We start from the raw sequence: 22,885 nt of genomic DNA on the forward strand, positions 1-22,885 counted from the left end.
CCTAGCGTCTCAGCCGACCAGCAGCGAATGGCGCCATGTGCCGGACGAACGCAATGGCGTCAAGGTGGGCATCGCCAAGAGGGGTGGGTCGCTCTACCACCTGCGCGCCAGTGTCGAAGCCACGAATCAGACGTACCAGCCCGACGATGGCTTGCCATCACTCAACGGCCGCCCGGTCGCCGTACCGCTGGACCGGCAACTGAGTGATCCCTTCGGTGACTCCACCACCCGCAATCGGATTGCTGACCTCGCGGGTGATGTCGCGTTGGACGCCTTCACCCGCGCAAGCCTTCAACTGACCCACCTGGAAGCAGATTCCACGTCGATCAAGAACGTATTAAACGGCTCCCCCTTGGCCAATCAGCCCGCTGGCACCTGGGCGCGTGTCTCTTCTTGGGAACCGGGCACCACGCGGCGTATCAATGCCGTCACCAGCTCGGTCAGCCGCGATCAGGCACTGGCTGGCGTGACGCACGAAAGATCAGCCCCCACGCCTTGCGGGGACGCTCGGAGTGGGAGGCTGCTGAGTGCAGCTCAGGAGCGACGACGCCCCTCGGTGCGCCCGATCAAGGCGGCACGGGCCTTGCGGTTGAACTCGGGGAACATCGCCTCGGTCATCGCCCGCACCGCAGGGGACGCGGTTTGCGGTGACCCGGCGTGGTACGGAGGCTCCGGGGCGTATTCGGCCAGCAATTGCACCGTCTCCGCATAGGATTGATCGCGCAGCAGGCCCACCAGCGTGAGGCCCAGATCCAAGCCTGCGCTGACACCCGCCCCGGTGATGCGATTGCGGTCCCGAACGACTCGGCCTTCCGTCTCGATGGCACCGGCGTCTTTGAGCACCGCACGGGTGGCCCAATGCGAGGTCGCACGATAGCCCTTCAACAGACCGGCGGCGCCAAGGATCAACGAGCCTGTGCAGACGCTGGTCACCCACTTCGCGCGCGCCCCGCGATCAGCGAGGAACGCCAGCAATGCGGCGTCCTGCATGGCGGCCAAGGTGCCGTCGCCGCCACCGGGAACGAACAGGATGTCCAGATCGCGTGGCGCCCGCTTCAAGGTCGTGGTGGGCACGAGGCTGAGGTTCGAGTCGCTGGTCACCGGCGCCATGGTCTTGGCAATGTGATGCACCTTGGCGCCCATCAGCGAAGAAAACATGTGCTGCGGGCCGACAAAGTCCAGCGAGGTCATGCCGGGGTAGAGCAGCATGCCGATCTGCTCCGTTCCGGTCCAGTCGGCAGGCAGGTTCTGCATGCCGTCGCTGGCGGTGTGCGTCGCTGTCGGCGGGACGGCGGCCTGCGCCAGCCAGGGTGAGGCGGCCATCGCCGCCGCAGCCGCGCGGAGAAAGTGTCGACGGGGGTTGGGTGTCATCAAGGATCTCGTGTAATGAAGAGGCCTACAGACCGAACCGCTGCCGCCAGCGGCCCGGCAGCAGCGTATCGACCAGCAGCGCCACCAGCATGGAGGCGCCGAGCAAGGGATAGAGCAGGCCCAGCAAGGCAGCGACCACCACCGCGCCCACGGCGGCCTGGTCCCCGGCACGACGCGGCGGCGCCGCCAGGCGCCCACGGGGGCGGCGCTTCCACCACATCACCACGCTGGACACTGCCAACACCACGATGGACAGGCACCCCGCCAGCATCAGCAGCTGGTTCAACAGCCCGAACTGACGGCCGGTATGCAGGCTGATGCCCCATTCGGTGAGCCGCCCCGCTGCTCCGTAATCCTTCAGACCGATGTCAGCCAGAACGGCGCCGCTGTATCGATCCAGATGCACCACCCGCACGTCCCGCACGTCGTCCGGAAAGCGCATGGCCGAATAGACGCCTTGAGGCCCGCTGGGCAGACGCACCGGCGTGCCGGCCGGCAGCCCCATGCGGGCGAAGATCTGCAAGGCCTGATCCAAGTTGAGAGACCGGGCAGCGCCCGCAGCGCCTGCAGAGGCCGGCGGGGCCGCCACCGGCACTTGTTGCTCTTGTCCTTGATGGGCTTCGTGGCCCTCATGATGCTCATGGCCCTCATGCCCGCCCGAGGTGGACCTGGGCAGTGCTGCCTGGCTCGATGACCAGGGCACCTCCGGCAATCCTGCCAGCGGCAGCGTGGAGGGCGGTGCACCGCCCCAGACGTAGCGCGGAGTTCCCACGCCCCAGGTGCTGGTGAGCCGGCCAAACTGCTCGCCCCAGAATGCGGACCAAGGCATTCCCGTCACCGCCAGAAACAGGATGGCGGCTGCAGCCACACAGCCGGTGACCGCATGCAGGTCGCGCCACCAGAGCCGCTGCCGGGGCTGTCCACGGACGCTCAGCACACCGCCGGAGCGGCCCCGCGGCCACCACAGGAACAGGCCCGAGACGACCAGCACCATCGCCCAGCCCGCCACCACCTCGATCCACAGATTGGCGATCTTTCCAGCGAGGGCCAGAGAATGAAGGTGCTTGATGACGGTCATTAGGCGCGAGGCATCGGCCACTTCTCCCAACACGCGGCCGTCAATGGGATCCATGTACACCGCCACCACAGTCTTGGACGAGGTCTGAATGCCCACCTCTGCACTGCGGCCCGGCGCGGCCGGTGAGACGAATCGCACGGCGGTGCCAGGTTGGGCCGCCATGGCACGATCCACCAGCGCCTCGGCACTCAACGGCTGGCCGGGTTTGACGTCCACGGTCAACAGGGGCCGATAGATCCAGTGCTCGATCGGGTCCTTGAACAGATAGAGCCCGCCGGTGACCGCCAGCAGAATCAGGAAAGGCAGGCAGACCAAGCCTGCATAGAAATGCCAGCGCCAGACTCGGCGGTACAGCGCGGATTCATTGTTGTTGCTGCTGCTGCCGTTGCCGTTGCCGTCGCTGCCGTGTCCAGGGCCGCCGCGGCGGCTGTTCTTGCTGCCATCGTCCTGCGCATTCAGAGGCGCGTGGGTGTTCATTCAGGCCTCCCGTTTAATAGTCCAGCCGCAGGGTGGCGCGGGCTGCGCGCGGCGAGCCGAGCTTGATCCAGTCCTGGGACCAGGGGTGGCTGGCGGTGTAGTACTTCTTGTCGAACAGGTTGTCGACGTTGAGCTGGAGGGAAGCCTTGGCGCCGGCCCAGCCAAACCGATAGGCAAGCATTGCATCCACCCGTGCGTAGCCCGGCAGCTGGAAGGTGTTGCCGAGATCGCCTTCGCGCTGGCCCTGCGCAAACACACCCGCGCCGGTGCTCCATTGACTGTCAATGGCGTAGCGCGCCCAGACGCTGCCGGCGTGACGGGCCACATTGGTCAGCCTCTTGCCCTCATAGCTCGGGTCCTCGAGCACGCGGGTGTCGGTGTATGCATACGACGCGATGACCGAGACGCTCCGGCTGACTTGGCCCGACAGGTCCCATTCCAAGCCGCGCGAACGTGCCTTGCCCACGGTGACGATGTTGTAGTAGGGGGCCTCGTCAATGGGTACCTGCCCCGAGCGGTTGCGCTTGGTCAGCTCGTAGACCGCAAGCGTTGAAGAGAGCTTGCCGTCCAACAGCTCCACCTTGTGGCCGACTTCAAACTGACGTCCCCGCTCCGCCGGCAGCGCCGCCCCCGTCACAGTGTCCCGGCCGTTGTTGGTGGACACGGCGTCCTGATACTGCGCATAGATCGATTGGTTGGGAGCGAACTGCCACACCGCCCCCAGTCGTGGCGTCGTGAACGATGCCTTGTTGGGCTCCGTGCCCGGTGCCGCGTAGATGGCGCTGGTGCGATCATGGCGCAAGGCACCGGTCAGGAACACGCCATGGCCCAGAGCCACCTGGTCCTGCACATAGACGCTGGTCCAGCGGGTGCTGTCGTCAAGATCGGGCACCCGCGAGGACGGGTCCAGCGGCGCCGTATGCCCCAGCGCCGGCTCGTAGATGTCCACCGCGCTGACCTGCTGGAAATACAACGCGCCGGTCTTGCGCGCACTGTAGACATCCACGCCGAAGAGCAGGGTGTGATCCAGGCCGGCCGCTTCCAGCCTGCCGATCAGGTCCACATTGAATTGATCCAGCTTGTAACGGCCATCCGGTCGGACGTTGAAGTAGTAGCGGCAGATCGGATTGCCGGTTCCGGGGCAGCTGTCGTCCGCGGTCGTGCCCGCGCCGAGGTCGACGCGGTAGGGGGCGATGTCCACTTCCGAGGTGTCACTGCGCAGGCTCAGCAGCTTGCTCTTGATCTGCCACTGGCTGGAGAGACGGTGCTCCAGCTCCAGCCGCAGGCTGGTGGTCTTGCTGGAGGACAGCTCGGGGGAATCGTTGAACTGGCGCGACCACGGCAGGTCCGCCGGGCGGTTGCCCGCTGCAGGCACGCCGTAGTCGGTGCGATAACGCTGGTCGCTGTAGTCCAGCGTGGCGGTCAATGTGGTCTGGCTGCTGGGCTGCCAGGCCAGCGCTGCGCTGAAGGCGCCCAGCTTGTCGCGGACAAAATCGCGGACCGAATCTGCGGTGGAGTACGACCCCGATACACGGCCGCGCAGGCTGCGATCGTCGTTGAGCGCACCGGAGGCCTCCACGGCGGTGCGGGACAGCCCGTACTGGCCCACCGTCTGCTCCAGGCTCCAACTGGCCACTGAACTGATGGGTTTGCTGATCACATTGACCAAACCGCCCGGCTCGGCGCGCCCGTAAAGCACGCTCGCGGGGCCCTTGACCACCTCCACCGATTGCACATTGGCCATGTTGATGGGTACTCCGGTGACTTTGGTGCCATCCAGGTAATAGGTCGAGCCGCCCGACATCGCCCCCATGGCGGTCATCGACACGCTGGGGAAACCGCGCAGGATGGTCAGCGGCATGGCGCTGCCGTTGAAACCGAAGTCAAACTGCACGCCGGACACGTTCCGCAGCGCATCGCTGAGTTGCAGCGTGTTTTGATCGTCCAGCACGGCCCGAGAAATCACCTGAACACTCTGCGGGCTTTGGAGGGATGGTGTCAGGGTGCGATTGCCCGTGGCCGTATCGGGCGCCTTGTAGGTGTCGCGCTGGCCGTCCACCTTGACAGTGGGCAGGGTCTGGGAGGGAGTTTCCGACTGGGCGTGGGCGGTCAGGGTCAGGCAGGCCAACGCGAGCGTCGTCAGAGGAGGAAGCTTGTTCATACAGTGAGGTCTTGGGCCGGTCTTCTCGCTGGCGAGAACCGGCGAATGCGCGGTGGGGCAGGCCGCGTGGCGGCTGCCGGCATCTTGCTGAGCCGGCGCCATCTGCCAAGGCTCAGCCGTCTCCAAAGCTCAGGCTTGGAAGGGCGGCGCGCGAGGCTGGGCAGCGGCCCAGGCGAACAAGGTTCGAGGCGCTGTGAGGAACAGCGCAGGGCAATAGGCTGCCCTAGGTTTGATTGGCAGGGCCGTGGACACGGTTGGAGGCAATCCCAATACGGGGGAATGGGTCGAGCAGTAAGGGCATTGCTTCAGCCCGTGCTTCGAACCACCCTCGTCGGTGGAGCCGGACTTGTCAGTCCCGGTCTGGCGGCTGCCATCCACCTTTACCCACTGCATGCCAGTGACGCTGCAGATCTCCGTCCAGCTTGCCGACACGTCATGTCGAAGGGTTTGCGCCATCGCCGGTGCCAATGCACTCATCAGTATCGCGACGGACGCAATCCACGCGATGAGAGCTTTGAGGGAACGGCCAAAGGACATTTGGAGAGTGTAAGAGAACGGAAGCCTCGCCATTTGCAACTGCTCCACCAAGTCGAATCAGCCTCAATGGCGCGCCGCCACCTCTTCTGGCGTGGGCCCCAGGATGTGGCGTCCATCGATGAAGCAAGCCAGGAACTTCGGGGCCGCCCCGGGCAACGCGGCGCAGCGAAGACACTGCAAAGCTGCGCCAGTGGCAGGTCTTCCTGAACAAGAACCGCATCGAAGCCGCGAGCCTGGGTGACACCATTGCACTGCTGGGTGACCTGCTGTGGCCGCCCAACGGAAGTCGCCGCTGCGGGTCGTCAGGCAACGGCCACTTGCCACTTGGCGCCCTGATGCGCGGCGCTGGATCTGGGAAATTCGAGGTGAATCAGCCGAAGTGGCTGGGCTGCAAACCAATCAGCCTATTGAGGCTAAGCGCTTGGATATTGCGAGGAATTTTTGGTAGGCCGTGCAGGACTTGAACCGAGCGTACTGGAGCCTTGCGGGGCGAAGAAGAGCTGAAAGTACTTTGCTGACTGCAATTTAGTGGATTCGTCCGGAATCGCCCCAAGCTGATGACTGTACGTTGGTGTACCGAAAATCAGCTGTACAGCGTTCTACCTTTCGTACCCCAAGCCAGCGCCATCACACACCCTGCCGCTCACTTCTTGGCAGGCTTGGACTGACCTTGGTAGCTGCTTCCAACGCACGCACATTGAGCTCGGCGCCTTCCGCCTCAACTGGAACTCGGGGTTGCGCAGCATAAATCTCGTATCGAAATCTCGCGTGGGCGTCGGCATGCTTCTTTGAGCCTCCCGAGCAGCTTGGGAAGATCTTTTGCAATCGGGCGAATGGGTGGCTCATCTGGTGAGCTAGTTTGTCGCCAACAATCCGACGTGCACAGCTTGGCCAGGGAGTACAACAACATGGGTCCTACTTATTTCAACTATTGGGGGAAAGCCCGGCCAGTCGCTGATGGCCGGGCTGAATGGCATTTGCTGCCCTTTCACTGCCTTGACGTCGCGGCTGTCGGCGTGGTTTACCTCCAGAGAGCCCCACATCTTTGCCGCCGGCTGCAAGAGCAACTGCAGATGTCGGACGCGCAGCTTCTGGATTGGATGGCTTTCTGGTTGGCCATTCACGACCTCGGGAAGTTCGCCTCGGCGTTTCAAGCGCAGCGATCCGACATCGTGAAGCGCTTGCAGGAGCGAGCGATCAATACCAGTTACACGGTTCGACATGACTCCCTGGGCATGATGTTCTGGCGAGAGCGCTTGTCCACGCGAGTGATGCAGGAAACATGGTTTGGGCCTGATACCGAAGGCCTGATGTACGGCCTGGATTTTTGGGCCCGTGCAGTCACCGGGCATCACGGCCAGCCACCGGAGGAGTCGCGCCGCGATCTGGGACCGCATTTCCATAGTGACCACGATCTGCCAGCGGCGACCGAGTTTGCCGTTCAGATGAAGAACACCTTTCTTCGCGGCTTTGATTTCAACCAAGGGTGTTTTTCAAACCCGAAAGCCTTTCTGCGTGAGAGCAGACGCCTGTCTTGGTGGGTTGCCGGGTTGGCCGTGTTGGCTGATTGGGTCGGGTCGAACCAGGACTACTTCAACTATCACGATGAGCCGCTGCCCTTGAAGGACTACTGGGCCAGCGCCTTGATCAAGGCGGAACGCGCGGTTGGCGCGGTTGGCATTCTGCCAGTTGCCACGAAGTGCCAGCTTGGTTTCGACCAGTTGTTCCCTGATATTTCCGTGCCTTCCCCCTTGCAGGCTTGGGCAGAGGACGTGCAGTTGGTGACCGGCCCTCAAATCCATTTGCTCGAAGACGTCACTGGTGCCGGCAAGACAGAAGCTGCCATGGCTTTGACACATCGCTTGATGGGTGAGGGTTCAGCGGATGGTTTCTTCATTGGCCTGCCCACCATGGCCACTGCCAATGCCATGTACGGTCGGCTGAGTACCTTCTACATGCGGCTGTACGACGGCCTTGCCAGCATGACCCTCGCCAACGGCCAGCGTGATTTGGTGTCTGCCTTCGCCCAGTCGGTGTTGGAGCCGGGCGAACCGGAAGCTGACGTTGACCAGCAGGATGAAACTGCGACCGCGCGTTGCACTGCTTGGCTGGCAGATCACAACAAGCGCGCGCTGCTCGCGCCGACCGGAGTGGGCACCATCGACCAGGCTCTGATGGCTGCCTTGCAAGGGAAGCATCAATCTTTGCGTTTGCTGGGCTTGTTCCGAAAAGTCTTGGTGGTCGACGAAGTGCACGCCTGCGACCCCTATATGCAAGGCGTACTTGAACGCCTGCTGGAGTGCCATGCGCAGGCGGGCGGGAGTGCCATCCTGTTGTCGGCCACTTTGCCGCAAGTCATGAAGCAAAGCCTGCTGGACGCATTCGCAACCGGGGCCGGGTCACAAGCGCCGGAGGCATGTGGTTCGGGCTATCCATTGGTCACCAGTTGGTCTGCCGCCCGACCTGATCAACTGCTTGAGGCCGAGGTGGCTACTCGGGCCGATGTGTCTCGCAAGGTAATGACGCGTTACTGCGCGGACGTTGGCGATGTTGTGACCGGCATCAAGGAGGCACTGGAAAAGGGGCAGTGCGTTTGCTGGATGCGCAACACGGTGATTGACGCCTTGGACGCACACGCCATGTTTGCTAACCACATGCCGGCAGATAACTTGACGTTGTTTCATGCGCGCTTTTCTCTCAGTGATCGCCTGGGCTCAGAGCAACTCATTCTGGAGCGCTTTGGCAAACACAGCACGCCCGAGCAACGGCGTGGCCGCCTCGTTATTGCAACCCAGGTGGCCGAGCAGTCGCTTGATGCAGATTGGGATCTGGTAGTCAGTGACCTCGCCCCCATTGATCGATTGATTCAGCGAGCCGGCCGCTTGCAGCGCCATCGCCGTGATGCTCAAGGTCGGCGCCTCTTTGACGCTGCGCAAGCAGATGGCCGCGGTGCCCCGACCCTATGGGTATTGGGGCCTGCCTGGAATCGTGAGCCGACGCGTGATTGGTTCAAGGCCGCCTTTCCCAAATCCGCGAAGGTGTATCGGCATCACGGGCAACTGTGGCTGACGGCGCAGCTGTTGCAGGCGGGCAGCTTCGCGATGCCGGCGGACGCACGCACGCTCATTGAGGGTGTGTTCGGTGCGAGCCAAACCTTTCCACCAGGCTTGCAGCCCTTGGCTGACGGCGTGGAGGGCGAGGAAATGAGTGAGGCCTCCTTGGCCAAACAGAATTCCATCAAGCTGGGCGTTGGCTACCAGCGCGGCAGCGTGGACTGGTGGGCTGATGCCAAAACGCCCTCCCGCATTGGCGAGCCCAGCGTGAGCGTGCTGCTTGCCCGCTGGCGCAATGGCCGTTTGGTGCCGTGGGTTGATCACGCTGAGGTTCGCTACGCCTGGGCTTACAGCACCGTGCGCGTGCCACAACGGTTGATCGCAGCCACCGCTGATCTGGATGACGCCGATCAGCAAGCAGAGTTGTTGCGGGTCCAGGAAACCCTGCCGGATAAGGGCAAGTGGTCGGTGCTCTTGCCGCTTGAGGAGCTTGAGCAGCGTCATGAAGGCGTTGCGCTGGCTCAGCAGGGTGCTCGTCAGGTGAAGCGTCGATGGACCTACGACCCGCAGTTTGGACTGAAGGCCGTAGGGTGAGACTTGTCATACGGTCATCCCCACCATGGTGGGGAACGAGGTCCGAACGTTAGACGGCTCGGTTCATCTTCAACACGTTGAAGAAGCCAACACTATCGCAAAATAAAAAATTTTATCCGAAGGTTAGTCGGCTCTTATCATTTTCTGCTAGTGTTCGGCCACAACGATGCAGGGAGAACTGTCATGCAATTGTTTGAAGAAAATTGGATGCCCGTGCGGACACGCACGGGAGAGCGCCGCTGGATTGCGCCTGATCAGCTGTCTGACCCCGACCTGGTTGCGTTCGACTCTGAGCGGGCCGATTTCAACGGTGCCTTGATGCAGTTCGGCATCGGGCTTCTGACGACCACCATTCCGTTGGAAGACGGCCTGGATTGGCGTGGCCTGTTCCAGTCGCCGCCTGATCGGAGTTCATTGCGCCGTTGGTTTCAACCACACGCCACAGCGTTCAAGTGCGACGGCGACGGTCCGCGATTTTTGCAGGACTTTTCGTTGACCAACCCGCCTGATGTCGGCATCGCCTCGCTGCTGATCGACTCGCCGGGTGAAAACGCCATCAAGAACAACAGCGACCATTTCGTGAAGCGAGGGCGCATCGAACATCTCTGCCCGCATTGCGCGATTACCGCCTTGCTGACGCTGCAGATCAACGCGCCAGCAGGTGGGGCCGGCAATCGCACTGGTTTGCGTGGCGGTGGCCCCTTGACCACTTTGTTGGCTTGCCAGCCGACGCAGTCACTTTGGCATGACCTCTGGCTCAACGTGATGGAGTTGCCTGCGAGCCATGCGTATGGCGGCGACCCGAAGAAGACGGCGGCGCACTTCACCTTCCCCTGGCTGGCAGACATCACTGGCATCCAGAAGGAGGGTGGCGAAACTTCGCCACTGCAAACGCATCCGTTCCATGTCTTTTGGGGCATGCCTCGCCGAATCCGTCTTGATTTTCAAGCCACCCAACCTGGCGAATGCGATCTCTGCCATCGCTTTCATGAGCAGTTGATTCATCAATACGCCACAAGGCCGTACGGCTTGAACTACAAGGGCCCCTGGGACCATGTCTTGTCGCCTTATTACGAAACCAAGGAGGGTTGGTTACCGCTACACCCACAGCCCGGAGGCTTCGGCTATCGGCACTGGCTGGCCTGGGTGCTTGGCGCTGGTGATGACAAACAGCGTCAGCGGCCCGCACGGGTTCTAGAGCATTACCGGACCACCCGTCGTGCCAATCATGCCGGTACGCAGTTGAAGCTATGGGCCTTTGGCTACGACATGGAGAACATGAAACCGAGGTGCTGGTATGAGTCCACCTTGCCGCTTTATGGATTGGAAGGCTGTGACACCCAGGACGTTGTGCGGATTGAGGCCATGGTTGGCACTTGGCTAGAAGCAGCCAAGTTCAGCCTCTATGCCTTGCGCAGTGCCGTCAAATCAGCCTGGTTTGGTGGTGATGCCCGCGGCGACTACAGCGCCGTAGACGCAGCGTTCTGGACCCAGACCGAGTCAGCGTTCTACGAGTACTTGAAGCTGTTGATCAGCTCAGCTCGTGAGGGTCGCCTCATCGATGGCCCGCAACTCGGGCAGCTTTGGCTTCAGGCCTTGAGCCGCGCCTGCTTGCGCCTGTTTGACGAGGTGTTTGTGGGTGCCGGCCAAATTGGCAGGCAGAACCCGCAGCGCGTAGCTGCCGCACACAAGCTGCTTCGAAACACACTGTACGGCAACAAGCTCCGTGCCATGTTGAATCTGCCCGTCACAGAGCCCGCAGGCAAGGGTTCCAAGCGGCTCGTAACCAAATCCAATTGAGGAGGGACGCATGTCCAGAAAACTGACTGAAGACACCCCGGTCGGCAAAGCCTTGATCGACTGGTGGAAACATCTTGATGATGACAAAGGCGGCCGGGCGCAGTTGCGGCGCGCGTCAAGCGTGTTCGAGGCGCTGATGTGCCCCGCATTCCAGCGTTTGCAGAGCCGCCTGGTTGCAATCAGCCCAGAGATGTTCAGCAAGGGACATCAGCTCGACCGGCTGGCCATGGCCTGCGCGTTGATGGCGCACGTCAAGGTCACGAGCGAACTCACATTGCCAAAGGCCATGAGTGCTCGGCCCAAGGGCGCAGAGCGCAATCCAGTCAGTGAGCTGCGATTCAAGCGTTTGCTTGAGTCACCCGACGACGAGGCCTTGTTCTCCGGATTGCGCCGTGCTCTGCCCCTGATCGAGCAAAAAGTAGATTTGCTGAGCCTGGCCAGCGCCGTTCTGTACTGGGGCAACGATGTCAAACGTGCCTGGGCTTATGACTACGACTGGCTTTGAAGCGGGTCGCACCTCAACTGAACTTTCACCATCACTGTCAGGGAGATAAAAATGTCCACTTTCCTTCAACTGCACGTTCTCACCAGCCACGCACCGTCTAATCTCAACCGTGATGACACCGGTCGTCCGAAGACTGCCTTGATGGGTGACGCGCTGCGTTTGCGGATCTCATCGCAAAGCCAGAAGCGGGCATGGCGGACTTCAGATGTATTTGAAGAAGCGTTGGGTGAGCATCTCGGCAAGCGGACACGCATGCTGGGCAAGGAAGCCTATGACCTGATCAAGGCAGCAGGCGTTGATGACAAGAAGGCGCGCGAATGGGCCCGTCAGATCGCCGCCTGTTTCGGCAAGATCAAATCTGACAAGAAAACCGAGCAAGACGAAGACTTGCAGATCGAACAGCTTGCCCACGTGAGCCCTGCTGAGCGCGCTGCCGTGCTAGCTTTGGCCCAAGCCTGTGGCGAGCGCAAGGCCGGTCCAGACGAGTCCGAACTCAAGTTGCTCACCAGCGAAGCTGGCGCTGTCGACATCGCGATGTTTGGCCGCATGTTGGCTGATTCGCCGGCATTCAACGTCGAAGCGGCAGTGCAGGTTGCGCACGCTATCACCGTGCACCGCGCCGCAGTTGAAGACGACTATTTCAGTGCCGTCGATGACCTGAACCCCCGTGGCGCAGGACATATCGGCGAGCGTGGCTACGGCGCCGGTTTGTTCTACCTTTACGTGTGTATCAATCGCGACCTGCTCAAAGCCAACCTCAATGGGGACGATGCCTTGGTCAGCAAAGCGCTGGATGCGTTGCTGCAGGCCATCACCAAGGTCAGCCCGACGGGGATGCAGAACAGCTTTGCGTCTCGCGCTTATGCCAGCTATGTGCTGGCGGAAAAAGGGTCGCAACAGCCCCGCAGTTTGTCCCAGGCGTACATCAAGCCGGTCAAGCCCTACGGCAACCAGTCGATGCTGAGTGAGGCCATCGCCGCACTGTCTAAGCAGCGTGACGGCTTTGACAAAGTGTACGGCCAGTGTTCCGACGCCCACCGCGAGATTAATGCAGAGGAAGGCACGGGTTCGCTTTCGGAGATTGCCGCTTTCTTGCAGGGCTGAGAGATGGACTACCTCGTATTCCAACTACGTGGTGCGATGGCGTCTTGGGGTGAGGCTGCAGTGGGTGAATACCGCGGCAGCCATGACTACCCCACGGCATCTGCACTTGCCGGCTTGCTCGGGGCCGCGCTGGGTTTGCGACGTGACCAGGAGGCGAACCTCAGAGCGCTGAATTCGAGCTACCTCTACGGCGTGGGGATCAGACAAGCTGGGACTTTGCTTCGGGATTACCAAACGGCACAGGTGCCAGGACGTACGGCGCTGAAGGGACGCCGCCACACAACGCGAAAGGATGAGTTGAGTGTGGCGCGCACTGACCTGAATACGATCTTGTCGACGCGTGACTATCGGCAGGACGTTGACTTGTTGGTAGCAGTTCAGGCGCGTGATGGCGCGCCACACACCTTGGAAGCGTTGCGGAATGCGCTCCTGCGGCCTGCGTTCGTGCTCTACCTCGGACGCAAGTCTTGCCCTCCGTCAGCGCCATTGCATCCGTGTGTTGTCAAAGCGGATTCCTTGATCGATGCCTTTGCCGCATTCGGTGCAGCCACTGGCGAAGCAACGCCTTTGCCCTTGGTCAAGTTGGCCTGGCCGGATGGCATGAGCGCCGGCACGGCAGCTGACTTGACGGTGACACGCAAGGACCGGTTGATGCACCGTGGATCGTGGCAGTTTGGCGACCGGGTGGAGCACCTTGCTCTGCTGTCTAAGCAGGAGGCCTGACATGCATTTCAGTTTGATTTCGCCGCGACCTGGCCATGAAAACCAGGCCGCCCATCAAATGCTTCAAGGTCCATACCGTGAGCATCAATGGCTGTGGCAACTGTTTCCAGCCGAGGAGGGCACGCCCCGCGATTTCATCTTCAGACGAACGGAGGTGGGAGGATTGCCCCGCTATCACGTCGTCTCGAAGCGCCCGCCATTGCGCGAAGGACAGGCGTGGGGCGTGCAGACCAAGCTGTACCAGCCGCAACTCCAGACCGGTGACACGTTGGAGTTTGAGTTGTGCGCCAACCCGGTGGTGACGCGCACGGTCAATGGCAAGCACTCCCGTCACGACGTGGTGATGGACGCCAAGCGGCAACACCTCGTTCAACTGGGCCTCGCGACCTGGGCTGAAATGCCAGAGGCTGATCGGCCGGCTGCTTACGAACTTGTGGCTGGTGCATGCACACGTTGGCTTACCGAGCAGGGCAAGCGCTGCGGCTTTGCGTTTCGTGCTGACCAGATTTCAGTTGATAGCTATCTGCAGCATGTGATCAAGAACGGCAAGCTCAAATTCTCAACGGTGGAGTTCGTGGGCACCTTGGTGGTGACCGATGCCGAGAAGTTTGTGGCGATGTTGCAGAGCGGTCTGGGGCATGCCAAGGCATTCGGTTGCGGCCTGATGCTGGTTCGACGACCGGTGTGAACGTGCGTCGCCAAACCCCGTGAGCTTTGCTGGCCACGGGTTTTTTCGTTTAGAGGCGAAACATCATGAGCGGACCCCAGCTGCTGCCACTCAAGCCGATCCCGATCAAAGAGCGGCTTTCAATCATCTTCATTGAGCGAGGCGAAATTGATGTCATTGACGGGGCCTTCGTCGTAGTCGATTGCATGGGCGAACGTGTGCGGCCCGTGTTGACGCATGTGCCGATCGGCGGAGTGGCTTGCATCATGCTGGAGCCTGGGACGCGGGTTTCCCATCGCGCTGCGGCGCTTGCCGCGCGGGTTGGAACTCTTCTCGTTTGGGTTGGTGAGGCCGGTGTTCGCCTGTATTCGTCTGGCCAGCCAGGGGGCGCTCGGTCGGATCGGCTGCTTTACCAAGCCAAGTTGGCGCTCGACGATGACCTTCGGCTGAAAGTGGTGCGGAAGATGTATTCGATGCGCTTCGGCGAGGAGTCGCCACAGCGTCGGAGCGTGGAGCAACTTCGGGGCATTGAGGGCGCGAGGGTGAAACGTACCTACCAGTTGCTTGCCCACCAGTTTGGCGTGAAGTGGAAGGGCCGGGATTACAACCCCGAAACCTGGGATGCCTCTGATTTGCCAAATCGTTGCCTGTCAGCGGCCACGGCTTGCCTTTATGGCGTCACGGAGGCGGCGGTGCTTGCCGCTGGATACGCTCCTGCGGTTGGGTTCATACACACAGGCAAGCCCTTGTCCTTTGTGTATGACGTCGCAGACATTTACAAGTTCGAGTCGGTGGTGCCACTTGCCTTCAAGATTGCTGCCAGCAATCCCCCCAACCCAGACCGCGCGGTGCGGCTGGCCTGCAGGGATGTGTTCAGGCAGACCAAGCTCCTCGAACGGATCATTCCCGATATCGAGGAAATCTTGTCGGCAGGTGAAATCAAGCCGCCCGAACCGACTCCGGAGTCGATTCCACCGGCATTGCCCAACGCGGAGGGCATGGGCGATGCTGGTCATCGTTCTTGAAAATGCGCCGCCAAGGCTTCGAGGCCGCATGGCCGTCTGGCTGCTCGAGGTTCGCGCTGGTGTCTACGTCGGAAATTACTCGCGCAAGATGCGCGAACACATTTGGCAGCACGTCATCGAGGGGCTTGAGGATGGCAACGCAGTGTTGATCTGGCGCGCAACCAACGAGTCGGGTTTTGATGCGTATTTCAGCCCATCGCGGCCACCCATTTCAGCGGAACGCGGACAGCGTTTCAGACGAAGGCGGCCACCATTTCAGGCTGAACGCGGACAGCGTTTCAATCTGATCCCGGACACCCCGGGCGCGCGCAAGTGACCTGAGCCGTTGGCATGCTGACCGATTTTTCGGTCCTCATGCCCACCCCCAGGATTCACATGCGCCAACTACGTCAAACCCTTCGACTGCACCTGGAATCGGGCCTGAGCATGCGCGAGTGCTCGCGCGTTCTGGGCATCGCCAAGACGACCGTCAACAGCATCGTCATGAAGGCCCGCGCCGCCAGAGTGGATTGGGCCATCGCTCAGACCTTGGACGATGCTGCCCTGGAAGCCCGCCTGTACGGCCCGCCCGTGCCGCGTGCGAGCACCCAGCTCGAACCCGACTTCGCCCTCGTCCACCAGGAACTCAAGCGCCCCGGCGTCACCCTGCAACTGCTCTGGGAGGAGTACCAGCGCAGCCTGGCCGACGCCGGCTCGCAAGCCTACAAGTACACCAGCTTCTGCGTGAAGTACCGTACCTGGGTGACCGGCCTCAAGCGCTCGATGCGCCAGGTCCACCGTATGCGTCCGCCGAAGTCACCTTGAAGTCCGGTGACCGGAGTTGGATGCTTGTGTCCACGACCAAATTCGTGGACATATGGGCACTTCAGACTTGAGCACAGAGGAACCGAGGACACCGACTGGGCGTAGCTGGCGCCGGCATTCGGAAGAGTTCAAGACGCGAGTCATCGAGCTGGCGCGCCAGCCCGGCGTCTCGACGGCGGCGGTGGCTCTGGCCAACGGCCTCAACGCCAACATGCTGCGCCGCTGGGTTCGAGAGGCCGATGAGTGCGCCCCGAGCAGTGGACACAACGACACTGTGGCGGTGGTGCCGGCGTTTGTGCAGCTACCCATGCCGCAGGAGACGCCGCCCACCTTGCCACTAGCGTCGACGCAAGCGCCGAGCACCGTTGCGGTGGAGATCCGCCGTGGCGACACCACTGTTCAGGCCGAGCTGCAGATGGACGCGCGCAGCGCTGCCTGGCTGCGCGAGGTCCTGGGTTGATCCGCGTCGATGCCGTCTGGTTGGCGGTGCAGCCCTTGGACATGCGGCTGGGCACCGAGGCCGCACTGGCCCGCGTGGTCGGCATCTTCGGTGCCGCGCATCCTCACCACGCCTACCTGTTTGCCAACCGTCGCGCCAACCGCATGAAGGTCCTCGTGCACGACGGTATCGGCGTGTGGCTCGCGGCCAGGCGGCTCAACGCCGGCAGGTTCGTGTGGCCACTGGACGGTGCGAGCACGCTGAGCCTGACGCGCGTGCAGCTCGACGCGCTGGTGCTGGGCCTGCCCTGGCAACGCCTGGGCGAGGCCGGCATCATCCGCACGATATGAGCGTAGCTGCCCGAGGTCGGGCAATTGCGGGATATGCCGATGCGCTGAGTCGCTGCCTTCGGCACCATGACTCTCCATGATCAGCGCGCAGCAACTGGAAGCCTTGGACCCGCAGACGCGGCAGGCCGTGCAGTCGCTGCTCGCCCAGGTCCAGCAGCGTGACCACGAGCTCGCCTTCAAGCAGGCGCTCATCGACAAGCTCACGCACGAGATGGCGATCCTCAAGCGGATGAAGTTCGCCGCCACGAGCGAGCGCTTCGCCAGCACCCTCTCGCCCGAGCAGAGAAGCCTGCTGGAGGAGACGCTGGACACCGACATCCATGAGCTCGACGTCGAGCTGCAGCGTCATCGTAAGAAGGCCGACAAGAAGGACGAGGACGAGAAGAAGGCGCCCAAGCGCGCCCAGCTTCCCGCCCACCTGCCGCGCCGCGACGTGCCGCACGAGCCGGCGGATACGGCCTGTGGTTGCGGCCAGGCCATGCAGCGCATCGGCGAGGACGTGGCCGAGAAGCTGGACTACCAGCCCGGCGTGTTCACCGTTGAGCGCCACGTGCGTGGCAAGTGGGTCTGCAAGTGCTGCGAGCGCATCGTGCAGGCACCGGTGCCGGCCCACGTGATCGACAAGGGCATCCCGACCACCGGCCTGCTGGCCCACGTGCTGGTGGCCAAGTTCATGGACCACTTGCCCCTGTACCGGCAGGAAGCTGTGTTCGCGCGGGCCGGCCACGTGATCGCCCGCTCGACGCTGGCGGAGTGGGTGGGCGCCTGTGGCGCGCAGCTGCAGCCGCTGGTGCAGGCCCTGGCCGACGAACTGCGGCGCCACCTGGTGCTGCATGCGGACGAGACGCCGGTGGCCATGCTCAAGCCGGGCAACGGCAAGACTCACAAGGCCTACATCTGGTCGTACTGCACGCCGAGCACTAACCCCGTCAAGGCGGTGGTGTTCGAGTTCAGCGAGACCCGCAGCGGCGAGAACGTGCGCGACTTTCTGCAGCTTGAGACGCCCAACGCCTGGAAGGGCACGCTGGTCACCGATGGGTTCAGCGGCTACTCGGCCTGCGTCGACAAGGGCGTGACGTCGGCACAGTGCATGGCGCACAGCCGGCGCAAGTTCCATGAGCTGTGGGCCAACCATGGCAGCAAGGTCGGCGAGCAAGCGCTGCGCTTCTACCAAGCCCTGTTCCGCATCGAGCGCCAGGCCGAGAGCCTCACCAGCGAGGAGCGGCAGAGGATCCGGCAGCGCAAGTCACGACGGATCCTCGCCGTGTTCCACCGATGGTTGCTCGCACAGCGGCAGCTGGTGCCGCCCGGCTCCGCGACCATCAAGGCCATCGACTACAGCCTGAAGCGCTGGAAGGAACTCACGCACTTCGTGGGCGACGGCGACGTGCCGATCTCCAACAATTGGGTCGAGAACCAGATCCGCCCGATCGCGATCGGCAGATCGAATTGGCTCTTCGCCGGCAGCCTGCGAGCGGGCAAGCGCGCGGCGGCCATCATGAGCCTGCTGCACTCGGCCCGCATCAACGGGCACGACCCGTACGCCTATTTCAAGGACGTGCTGGATCGCTTGCCGACGCACCCGGCAAGCCGGATCGACGAGCTGCTGCCGCACCGCTGGTCACCGAGCTGAAGCCTCTTCGCCGCTGGACGCTGATTCCCACCCACGGTTTCAGGGGCGGGGCATGCGCGCCATATTCCGAACCGCAGCCGTCAAGGTGTGTTCGGCGGACGCATACGGTCCACCCAGCCGGCGAGCGTCTGTTCATCGACTACGCCGGCCAGACCGTGCCGCTGATCGACGCTGCCACCGGCGAGATCAGTGCCGCCCAGATCTTCGTGGCCGTGCTCGGCGCCTCGAACTACACCTTTGCCTGTGCCACCCCGACGCAGACTGCCGCCGACTGGGTCGGTGCCATCATGGACGCACTGGAGTTCATGGGTGGCGTGCCCCGGCTGATCGTGCCGGACCAGGCTCGGGCCCTGATTGCCCGGCCGGACCGGTACGAAACCACGCCCGGCCGCCTGGTCGAGGAGTTCTGCGACCACTATGACGTGGCGATGCTGCCGGCTCGGCCCGCTCACCCCCGCGACAAGCCCAAGGTGGAGGTTGGCGTGCAGATCGTCGAGCGCTGGATTCTGGCGCGGCTGCGGCATCGACGCTTCTTCACCCTGGCCGAGCTCAACGCCGCCATCCGGGTCTTGCTGGTCGATCTGAACCAACGCCCGTTCAAGAAGCTGCCCGGCTGCCGGGCCAGCGCCTTCGCGGCCCTGGACCGACCTGTGCTCAAGCCGCTGCCGGCGGCCCGCATGCCCATCGCCCGCTTCAAACGCGCCCGCGTCAATATCGACTACCACGTCGAGCTCGATGGCCATTACTACAGCGTGCCGCACCGGCTGGTGCGCGAGCAGGTCGAGTTGCGCGTCACCTCGACCACGGTGGAGATCCTCAGCCGTCAGCAACGCGTGGCCGTGCACGCCTACAGCGAGCGGCGTGGCGCCCACACGACGGCACCGGAGCACATGCCCGCTTCGCACCGCGCCCACCGGGAATGGACGCCGGCCAAGCTCCTGGCCTGGGGGGAGCGCATCGGCGAGGCCACTGCCGCCGTGGTGCGCTGGCAGATGGAGCACCGGCCGCACCCCGAGCAGGGCTACCGATCCTGCCTCGGCCTGCAGAGCTTGGCGCGGCGATTCGGCCATGAGCGGCTGGAAGCGGCCTGCGTTCGCGCCATGGCGATCCGCTCACCGACCTATCAGAGCATCAAGTCGATCCTCACCACCGGGCTGGACCGGCAAGCCGCGTCGGCTCCAGCCACACAAGCCGCCCTGCCGCTGCACGACAACGTGCGCGGCCCCGATTACTACCATTGAAGAAGGAGAAGCTCTTGCTCAACGAACATACCCTGGATCAACTGCGCGGCCTGCGCCTGGACGGCATGGTGAACGCGCTGGCCGATGACGCCATACGCACGGCGGCGGCCGAGTTGTCCTTCGAGGAGCGGCTGGCCATGTTGGTGCAGCGCGAGGTTGACTGGCGCGACGGCAAACGCCTGGCCCGGCTGCTCAAGGCCGCCAAACTCAAGGTCAGCAGCGCCTGCATCGAGGACATCAACTGGCGCGGCTCGCGCGGCCTGGATCGCAGCCTCATCACCCAACTGGCGGGCTGCGACTGGCTGCGCCACGGCCACAACGTGCTGCTCACCGGGGCCACCGGTTGCGGCAAGACCTGGCTGGCATGCGCACTGGCTCAGCAGGCGGCTCGCCAGGGATTCGCCGTGCTGTACACACGGGCGCCTCGCTTGCTGGAGGAACTCCGGGTCGCGCACGGCGATGGTTCCTTCAGCCGGCGCCTGGCGCAACTGGCGCGCATCGACTTGTTGGTCATTGATGACTTCGCCATTGCGCCGATCACGGCGGCCGACCGCAACGACCTGCTGGAGCTGCTCGACGACCGGGTCGGCAGCCGCTCGACTCTCATCACCAGCCAGTTGCCGGTCTCCAGCTGGCACGAGTGGCTGGACGATCCGACCCTGGCTGACGCCATCCTCGACCGCATCGTTCACTCGGCCCACAAGATCGCGCTCAAAGGCGAGTCGCTGCGCAAGAAACAGGACCCGGCATGAGCATCAAACCGACCAACCCAAGGCCGTCCACGCCAGCCCGGTTCAGGCTGATCGCGGACACCTGAGCTACCATCAACCCAGGCACTTGCGCGCGCCCAAACTGTCCGCGATCAGTTTGAAACGCTGTCCGCCATCACGCTGAAATGACTGTCCGGGATCGCTGAAATCCGCAGGTTTTGATTTCAAAACTGCTGGTAAAAATCGTCGAACCCCAGTCGAGTTTGACGGAATTCAGCTCGTGAGCTTCTTTCCTGAAGCTCGCTGAACCGGACCGAACGGCCGCTCTTTAACAACGTAATTCGCACTTGATTTTTCGGTGAAAAATCAAGTGTCAAAAATTCCTTTGTATTTCAAGAAGTTAGAGCAAGTGTGTTCCCCACGGGCGTGGGGATGAACCGTTGAGTAGTTGCGCCATGAAAAGTCCTTTTCGGTGTTCCCCACGGGCGTGGGGATGAACCGGTAGAGTCTGTCCGACGGCACGTGGCGGGCACCGTGTTCCCCACGGGCGTGGGGATGAACCGTCGTCAGGTCGGACGTCTTCAATGGATCGTTCGTGTTCCCCACGGGCGTGGGGATGAACCGAAGGAGGCCCAGGCCGCGTTCAACAGGTGGGTGTGTTCCCCACGGGCGTGGGGATGAACCGTACATGAAAAATGTGCAGATCGGGAAGGTCCGTGTGTTCCCCACGGGCGTGGGGATGAACCGTGGGCAGTCCAGCACCGACATATTCCCGCTGGGTGTTCCCCACGGGCGTGGGGATGAACCGATCGCATCCACCTCGTCGGCTAACTCCCGCATGTGTTCCCCACGGGCGTGGGGATGAACCGGCGTTTGCCACGCTGACACTGAAGTACCCTCAGTGTTCCCCACGGGCGTGGGGATGAACCGGTACGAACCTGCGCACGCGTGAGGACCTGGAGGTGTTCCCCACGGGCGTGGGGATGAACCGAAGTTGACGAGCGCCCCGACTGCCCAGGAAGCGTGTTCCCCACGGGCGTGGGGATGAACCGACTTCTCTACCTGGGTGAAGGACCGCATTGAGGTGTTCCCCACGGGCGTGGGGATGAACCGCGATCCCAGGTATTCGCCGCACTCGCTGTTTTGTGTTCCCCACGGGCGTGGGGATGAACCGCAGAAGTTCCGAACGAAGGGCAGCCGAACCTGGTGTTCCCCACGGGCGTGGGGATGAACCGCGGCTATGGCCGTCCCACGCCTTCGAGCGAATGTGTTCCCCACGGGCGTGGGGATGAACCGCATCCCCTAGGTCCGGCTCCACCGCCTCTTCGGTGTTCCCCACGGGCGTGGGGATGAACCGTCATTTCCCATCGCCATGATCACCCGCCACTGGCGTGTTCCCCACGGGCGTGGGGATGAACCGCGGGGTAGGCATGCCGAGCATTTCATGCAGAGGTGTTCCCCACGGGCGTGGGGATGAACCGTCGGGACGGTCACCAAGCGAGCCACGGTGCTCGTGTTCCCCACGGGCGTGGGGATGAACCGCTTCTGGGACACGGCAGCATGAACATCCCGTTGTGTTCCCCACGGGCGTGGGGATGAACCGGGCTCTGACTCCAAGGAAGAGGCCGAGTACAAGTGTTCCCCACGGGCGTGGGGATGAACCGGTGCAGGTTGTTACGTTGGCGAACACAGTTCGGTGTTCCCCACGGGCGTGGGGATGAACCGCCATGGCGGTCCTGAAGGCCACTTCGTCTGCCGTGTTCCCCACGGGCGTGGGGATGAACCGCTGGATCTCACCAGCAGCGACGGCAGCATGGCGTGTTCCCCACGGGCGTGGGGATGAACCGGTGGAGCGCCGCTGCTTCCTGGTCCAGGCCAAGTGTTCCCCACGGGCGTGGGGATGAACCGTCAAAGTCGTGTGGCGACGCGTACCCGTGCGCGTGTTCCCCACGGGCGTGGGGATGAACCGGACGACTGGAGGGTCGTACTCGCAGATGAGCTGTGTTCCCCACGGGCGTGGGGATGAACCGGTAGCGCAGCAGGTCGTTGGCTTCCTTGGCGTGTGTTCCCCACGGGCGTGGGGATGAACCGTACAGGGCAAATGAAAAGGCGCAGTCGCGCCTTGTGTTCCCCACGGGCGTGGGGATGAACCGCTGCTCCGCCACCTCGGAAAAACACAGGCCGAGTGTTCCCCACGGGCGTGGGGATGAACCGCGCAGGATCGCGTAAGCACCCCCGCCCACGCTGTGTTCCCCACGGGCGTGGGGATGAACCGCACCGGTCCATCAGCTCGCCCTTCTCCATTTCCGTGTTCCCCACGGGCGTGGGGATGAACCCCACGGGCGTGGGGATGAACCGCTTCAGCCAGTTGCCCTTGACGGCGTTGAGGAGTGTTCCCCACGGGCGTGGGGATGAACCGTGGTGATGCTGAAGCGCATCTACGCCAGCTTGCGTGTTCCCCACGGGCGTGGGGATGAACCGCCACCGAAGTGGTGGACCGCACTACCTTCCTTGTGTTCCCCACGGGCGTGGGGATGAACCGGCGCCCGGGGACGGGTTCTTGACGCAGATGTGGTGTTCCCCACGGGCGTGGGGATGAACCGAATTGTGAGG

General features: G+C 62.9%; 18 protein-coding genes, 1 pseudogene and 1 CRISPR repeat array (1 of these 20 only partly in view). Of the genes and pseudogenes, 15 read left to right on the plus strand and 4 right to left on the minus strand.

The window, feature by feature from the left end; translation table 11 throughout:
* Positions 1-534: 534 nt before the first annotated feature.
* The 4 genes from OU995_RS26910 to OU995_RS27650 form a co-directional block, all read right to left on the minus strand.
* Positions 535-1,371: a DJ-1/PfpI family protein gene (locus OU995_RS26910; protein ID WP_267833225.1), complete on the minus strand. Its 837-nt coding sequence runs from the start codon at positions 1,369-1,371 to the stop codon at positions 535-537.
* Positions 1,372-1,396: 25 nt separating this feature from the next.
* Positions 1,397-2,926 carry a PepSY-associated TM helix domain-containing protein gene (locus OU995_RS26915; RefSeq protein ID WP_267833226.1) on the minus strand — a complete coding sequence of 510 codons (1,530 nt, stop codon included), beginning with the start codon at positions 2,924-2,926 and terminating at the stop codon, positions 1,397-1,399.
* Between the two features lie 13 nt (positions 2,927-2,939).
* The gene (locus tag OU995_RS26920; protein WP_267833227.1) at positions 2,940-5,087 is read right to left on the minus strand and encodes a TonB-dependent siderophore receptor; all 2,148 of its coding nucleotides are present in this window, start codon (positions 5,085-5,087) and stop codon (positions 2,940-2,942) included.
* A gap of 129 nt (positions 5,088-5,216) precedes the next feature.
* Complete coding sequence (locus OU995_RS27650; RefSeq protein ID WP_420714907.1) at positions 5,217-5,657, minus strand: DUF2946 domain-containing protein; 441 nt, start codon at positions 5,655-5,657, stop codon at positions 5,217-5,219.
* An 875-nt stretch (positions 5,658-6,532) separates the two neighbouring features.
* Here OU995_RS27650 and cas3 point away from each other — a divergent pair.
* From cas3 to OU995_RS26995, 15 genes and pseudogenes are all read left to right on the plus strand, one after another.
* Positions 6,533-9,271: a CRISPR-associated helicase Cas3' gene (cas3, locus tag OU995_RS26925; RefSeq protein ID WP_267833228.1), complete on the plus strand. Its 2,739-nt coding sequence runs from the start codon at positions 6,533-6,535 to the stop codon at positions 9,269-9,271.
* 183 nt (positions 9,272-9,454) lie between these two features.
* The gene (gene casA / locus OU995_RS26930) at positions 9,455-11,071 is read left to right on the plus strand and encodes a type I-E CRISPR-associated protein Cse1/CasA (protein WP_267833229.1); all 1,617 of its coding nucleotides are present in this window, start codon (positions 9,455-9,457) and stop codon (positions 11,069-11,071) included.
* 10 nt (positions 11,072-11,081) lie between these two features.
* The gene (casB, locus tag OU995_RS26935) at positions 11,082-11,576 is read left to right on the plus strand and encodes a type I-E CRISPR-associated protein Cse2/CasB (RefSeq protein WP_267833230.1); all 495 of its coding nucleotides are present in this window, start codon (positions 11,082-11,084) and stop codon (positions 11,574-11,576) included.
* A 51-nt stretch (positions 11,577-11,627) separates the two neighbouring features.
* Complete coding sequence (gene cas7e, locus OU995_RS26940; protein ID WP_267833231.1) at positions 11,628-12,680, plus strand: type I-E CRISPR-associated protein Cas7/Cse4/CasC; 1,053 nt, start codon at positions 11,628-11,630, stop codon at positions 12,678-12,680.
* A 3-nt stretch (positions 12,681-12,683) separates the two neighbouring features.
* Complete coding sequence (gene cas5e, locus OU995_RS26945) at positions 12,684-13,403, plus strand: type I-E CRISPR-associated protein Cas5/CasD (protein ID WP_267833232.1); 720 nt, start codon at positions 12,684-12,686, stop codon at positions 13,401-13,403.
* 1 nt (position 13,404) lies between these two features.
* The gene (gene cas6e / locus OU995_RS26950) at positions 13,405-14,091 is read left to right on the plus strand and encodes a type I-E CRISPR-associated protein Cas6/Cse3/CasE (RefSeq protein WP_267833233.1); all 687 of its coding nucleotides are present in this window, start codon (positions 13,405-13,407) and stop codon (positions 14,089-14,091) included.
* 65 nt (positions 14,092-14,156) lie between these two features.
* The gene (gene cas1e, locus OU995_RS26955; protein WP_267833234.1) at positions 14,157-15,095 is read left to right on the plus strand and encodes a type I-E CRISPR-associated endonuclease Cas1e; all 939 of its coding nucleotides are present in this window, start codon (positions 14,157-14,159) and stop codon (positions 15,093-15,095) included.
* The gene (gene cas2e, locus OU995_RS26960) at positions 15,076-15,411 is read left to right on the plus strand and encodes a type I-E CRISPR-associated endoribonuclease Cas2e (RefSeq protein ID WP_267833235.1); all 336 of its coding nucleotides are present in this window, start codon (positions 15,076-15,078) and stop codon (positions 15,409-15,411) included. Before cas1e ends, cas2e begins: the two co-directional genes overlap by 20 nt.
* A 59-nt stretch (positions 15,412-15,470) precedes the next feature.
* A complete protein-coding gene (locus tag OU995_RS26965; protein ID WP_267833236.1) occupies positions 15,471-15,899 on the plus strand; it encodes a hypothetical protein in 429 nt (142 codons plus the stop codon).
* 67 nt (positions 15,900-15,966) lie between these two features.
* On the plus strand, positions 15,967-16,359 hold the full coding sequence (locus tag OU995_RS26970) for a transposase (RefSeq protein WP_267833237.1): 393 nt from the start codon (positions 15,967-15,969) through the stop codon (positions 16,357-16,359).
* Positions 16,356-16,688: an IS66 family insertion sequence element accessory protein TnpB gene (tnpB, locus tag OU995_RS26975; protein WP_267833238.1), complete on the plus strand. Its 333-nt coding sequence runs from the start codon at positions 16,356-16,358 to the stop codon at positions 16,686-16,688. The genes OU995_RS26970 and tnpB overlap by 4 nt, the downstream gene beginning before the upstream one ends.
* A gap of 76 nt (positions 16,689-16,764) precedes the next feature.
* Complete coding sequence (tnpC, locus tag OU995_RS26980; protein WP_267833239.1) at positions 16,765-18,321, plus strand: IS66 family transposase; 1,557 nt, start codon at positions 16,765-16,767, stop codon at positions 18,319-18,321.
* A gap of 110 nt (positions 18,322-18,431) precedes the next feature.
* Positions 18,432-19,562: pseudogene (gene istA / locus OU995_RS26985) on the plus strand (IS21 family transposase); the annotation flags it as partial.
* Positions 19,563-19,576: 14 nt separating this feature from the next.
* Positions 19,577-20,314, plus strand: a complete 738-nt coding sequence (istB, locus tag OU995_RS26990) for an IS21-like element helper ATPase IstB (RefSeq protein WP_267830737.1) — start codon at positions 19,577-19,579, stop codon at positions 20,312-20,314.
* Positions 20,315-20,474: 160 nt separating this feature from the next.
* Complete coding sequence (locus OU995_RS26995; protein ID WP_267836399.1) at positions 20,475-20,579, plus strand: type I-E CRISPR-associated endoribonuclease Cas2; 105 nt, start codon at positions 20,475-20,477, stop codon at positions 20,577-20,579.
* Positions 20,580-20,683: 104 nt separating this feature from the next.
* Positions 20,684-22,885: direct repeats of the CRISPR family, unit length 29 nt; unit sequence GTGTTCCCCACGGGCGTGGGGATGAACCG; it runs 4,946 nt beyond the window's last position.

Origin of the sequence: Roseateles sp. SL47 (assembly GCF_026625885.1) — a bacterium.
In the GTDB taxonomy this organism is placed as follows: Bacteria; Pseudomonadota; Gammaproteobacteria; order Burkholderiales; family Burkholderiaceae_C; genus Roseateles.

Bases quoted from the DNA above. Each gene is read 5' to 3' on its own strand.
- OU995_RS26910 (WP_267833225.1), bottom strand. From the start codon at position 1,371: ATGACACCCAACCCCCGTCGACACTTTCTCCGCGCGGCTGCGGCGGCG.
- OU995_RS26915 (WP_267833226.1), bottom strand. From the start codon at position 2,926: ATGAACACCCACGCGCCTCTGAATGCGCAGGACGATGGCAGCAAGAAC.
- OU995_RS26920 (WP_267833227.1), bottom strand. From the start codon at position 5,087: ATGAACAAGCTTCCTCCTCTGACGACGCTCGCGTTGGCCTGCCTGACC.
- OU995_RS27650 (WP_420714907.1), bottom strand. From the start codon at position 5,657: ATGGCGAGGCTTCCGTTCTCTTACACTCTCCAAATGTCCTTTGGCCGT.
- cas3 (WP_267833228.1), top strand. From the start codon at position 6,533: ATGGGTCCTACTTATTTCAACTATTGGGGGAAAGCCCGGCCAGTCGCT.
- casA (WP_267833229.1), top strand. From the start codon at position 9,455: ATGCAATTGTTTGAAGAAAATTGGATGCCCGTGCGGACACGCACGGGA.
- casB (WP_267833230.1), top strand. From the start codon at position 11,082: ATGTCCAGAAAACTGACTGAAGACACCCCGGTCGGCAAAGCCTTGATC.
- cas7e (WP_267833231.1), top strand. From the start codon at position 11,628: ATGTCCACTTTCCTTCAACTGCACGTTCTCACCAGCCACGCACCGTCT.
- cas5e (WP_267833232.1), top strand. From the start codon at position 12,684: ATGGACTACCTCGTATTCCAACTACGTGGTGCGATGGCGTCTTGGGGT.
- cas6e (WP_267833233.1), top strand. From the start codon at position 13,405: ATGCATTTCAGTTTGATTTCGCCGCGACCTGGCCATGAAAACCAGGCC.
- cas1e (WP_267833234.1), top strand. From the start codon at position 14,157: ATGAGCGGACCCCAGCTGCTGCCACTCAAGCCGATCCCGATCAAAGAG.
- cas2e (WP_267833235.1), top strand. From the start codon at position 15,076: ATGCTGGTCATCGTTCTTGAAAATGCGCCGCCAAGGCTTCGAGGCCGC.
- OU995_RS26965 (WP_267833236.1), top strand. From the start codon at position 15,471: ATGCGCCAACTACGTCAAACCCTTCGACTGCACCTGGAATCGGGCCTG.
- tnpC (WP_267833239.1), top strand. From the start codon at position 16,765: ATGATCAGCGCGCAGCAACTGGAAGCCTTGGACCCGCAGACGCGGCAG.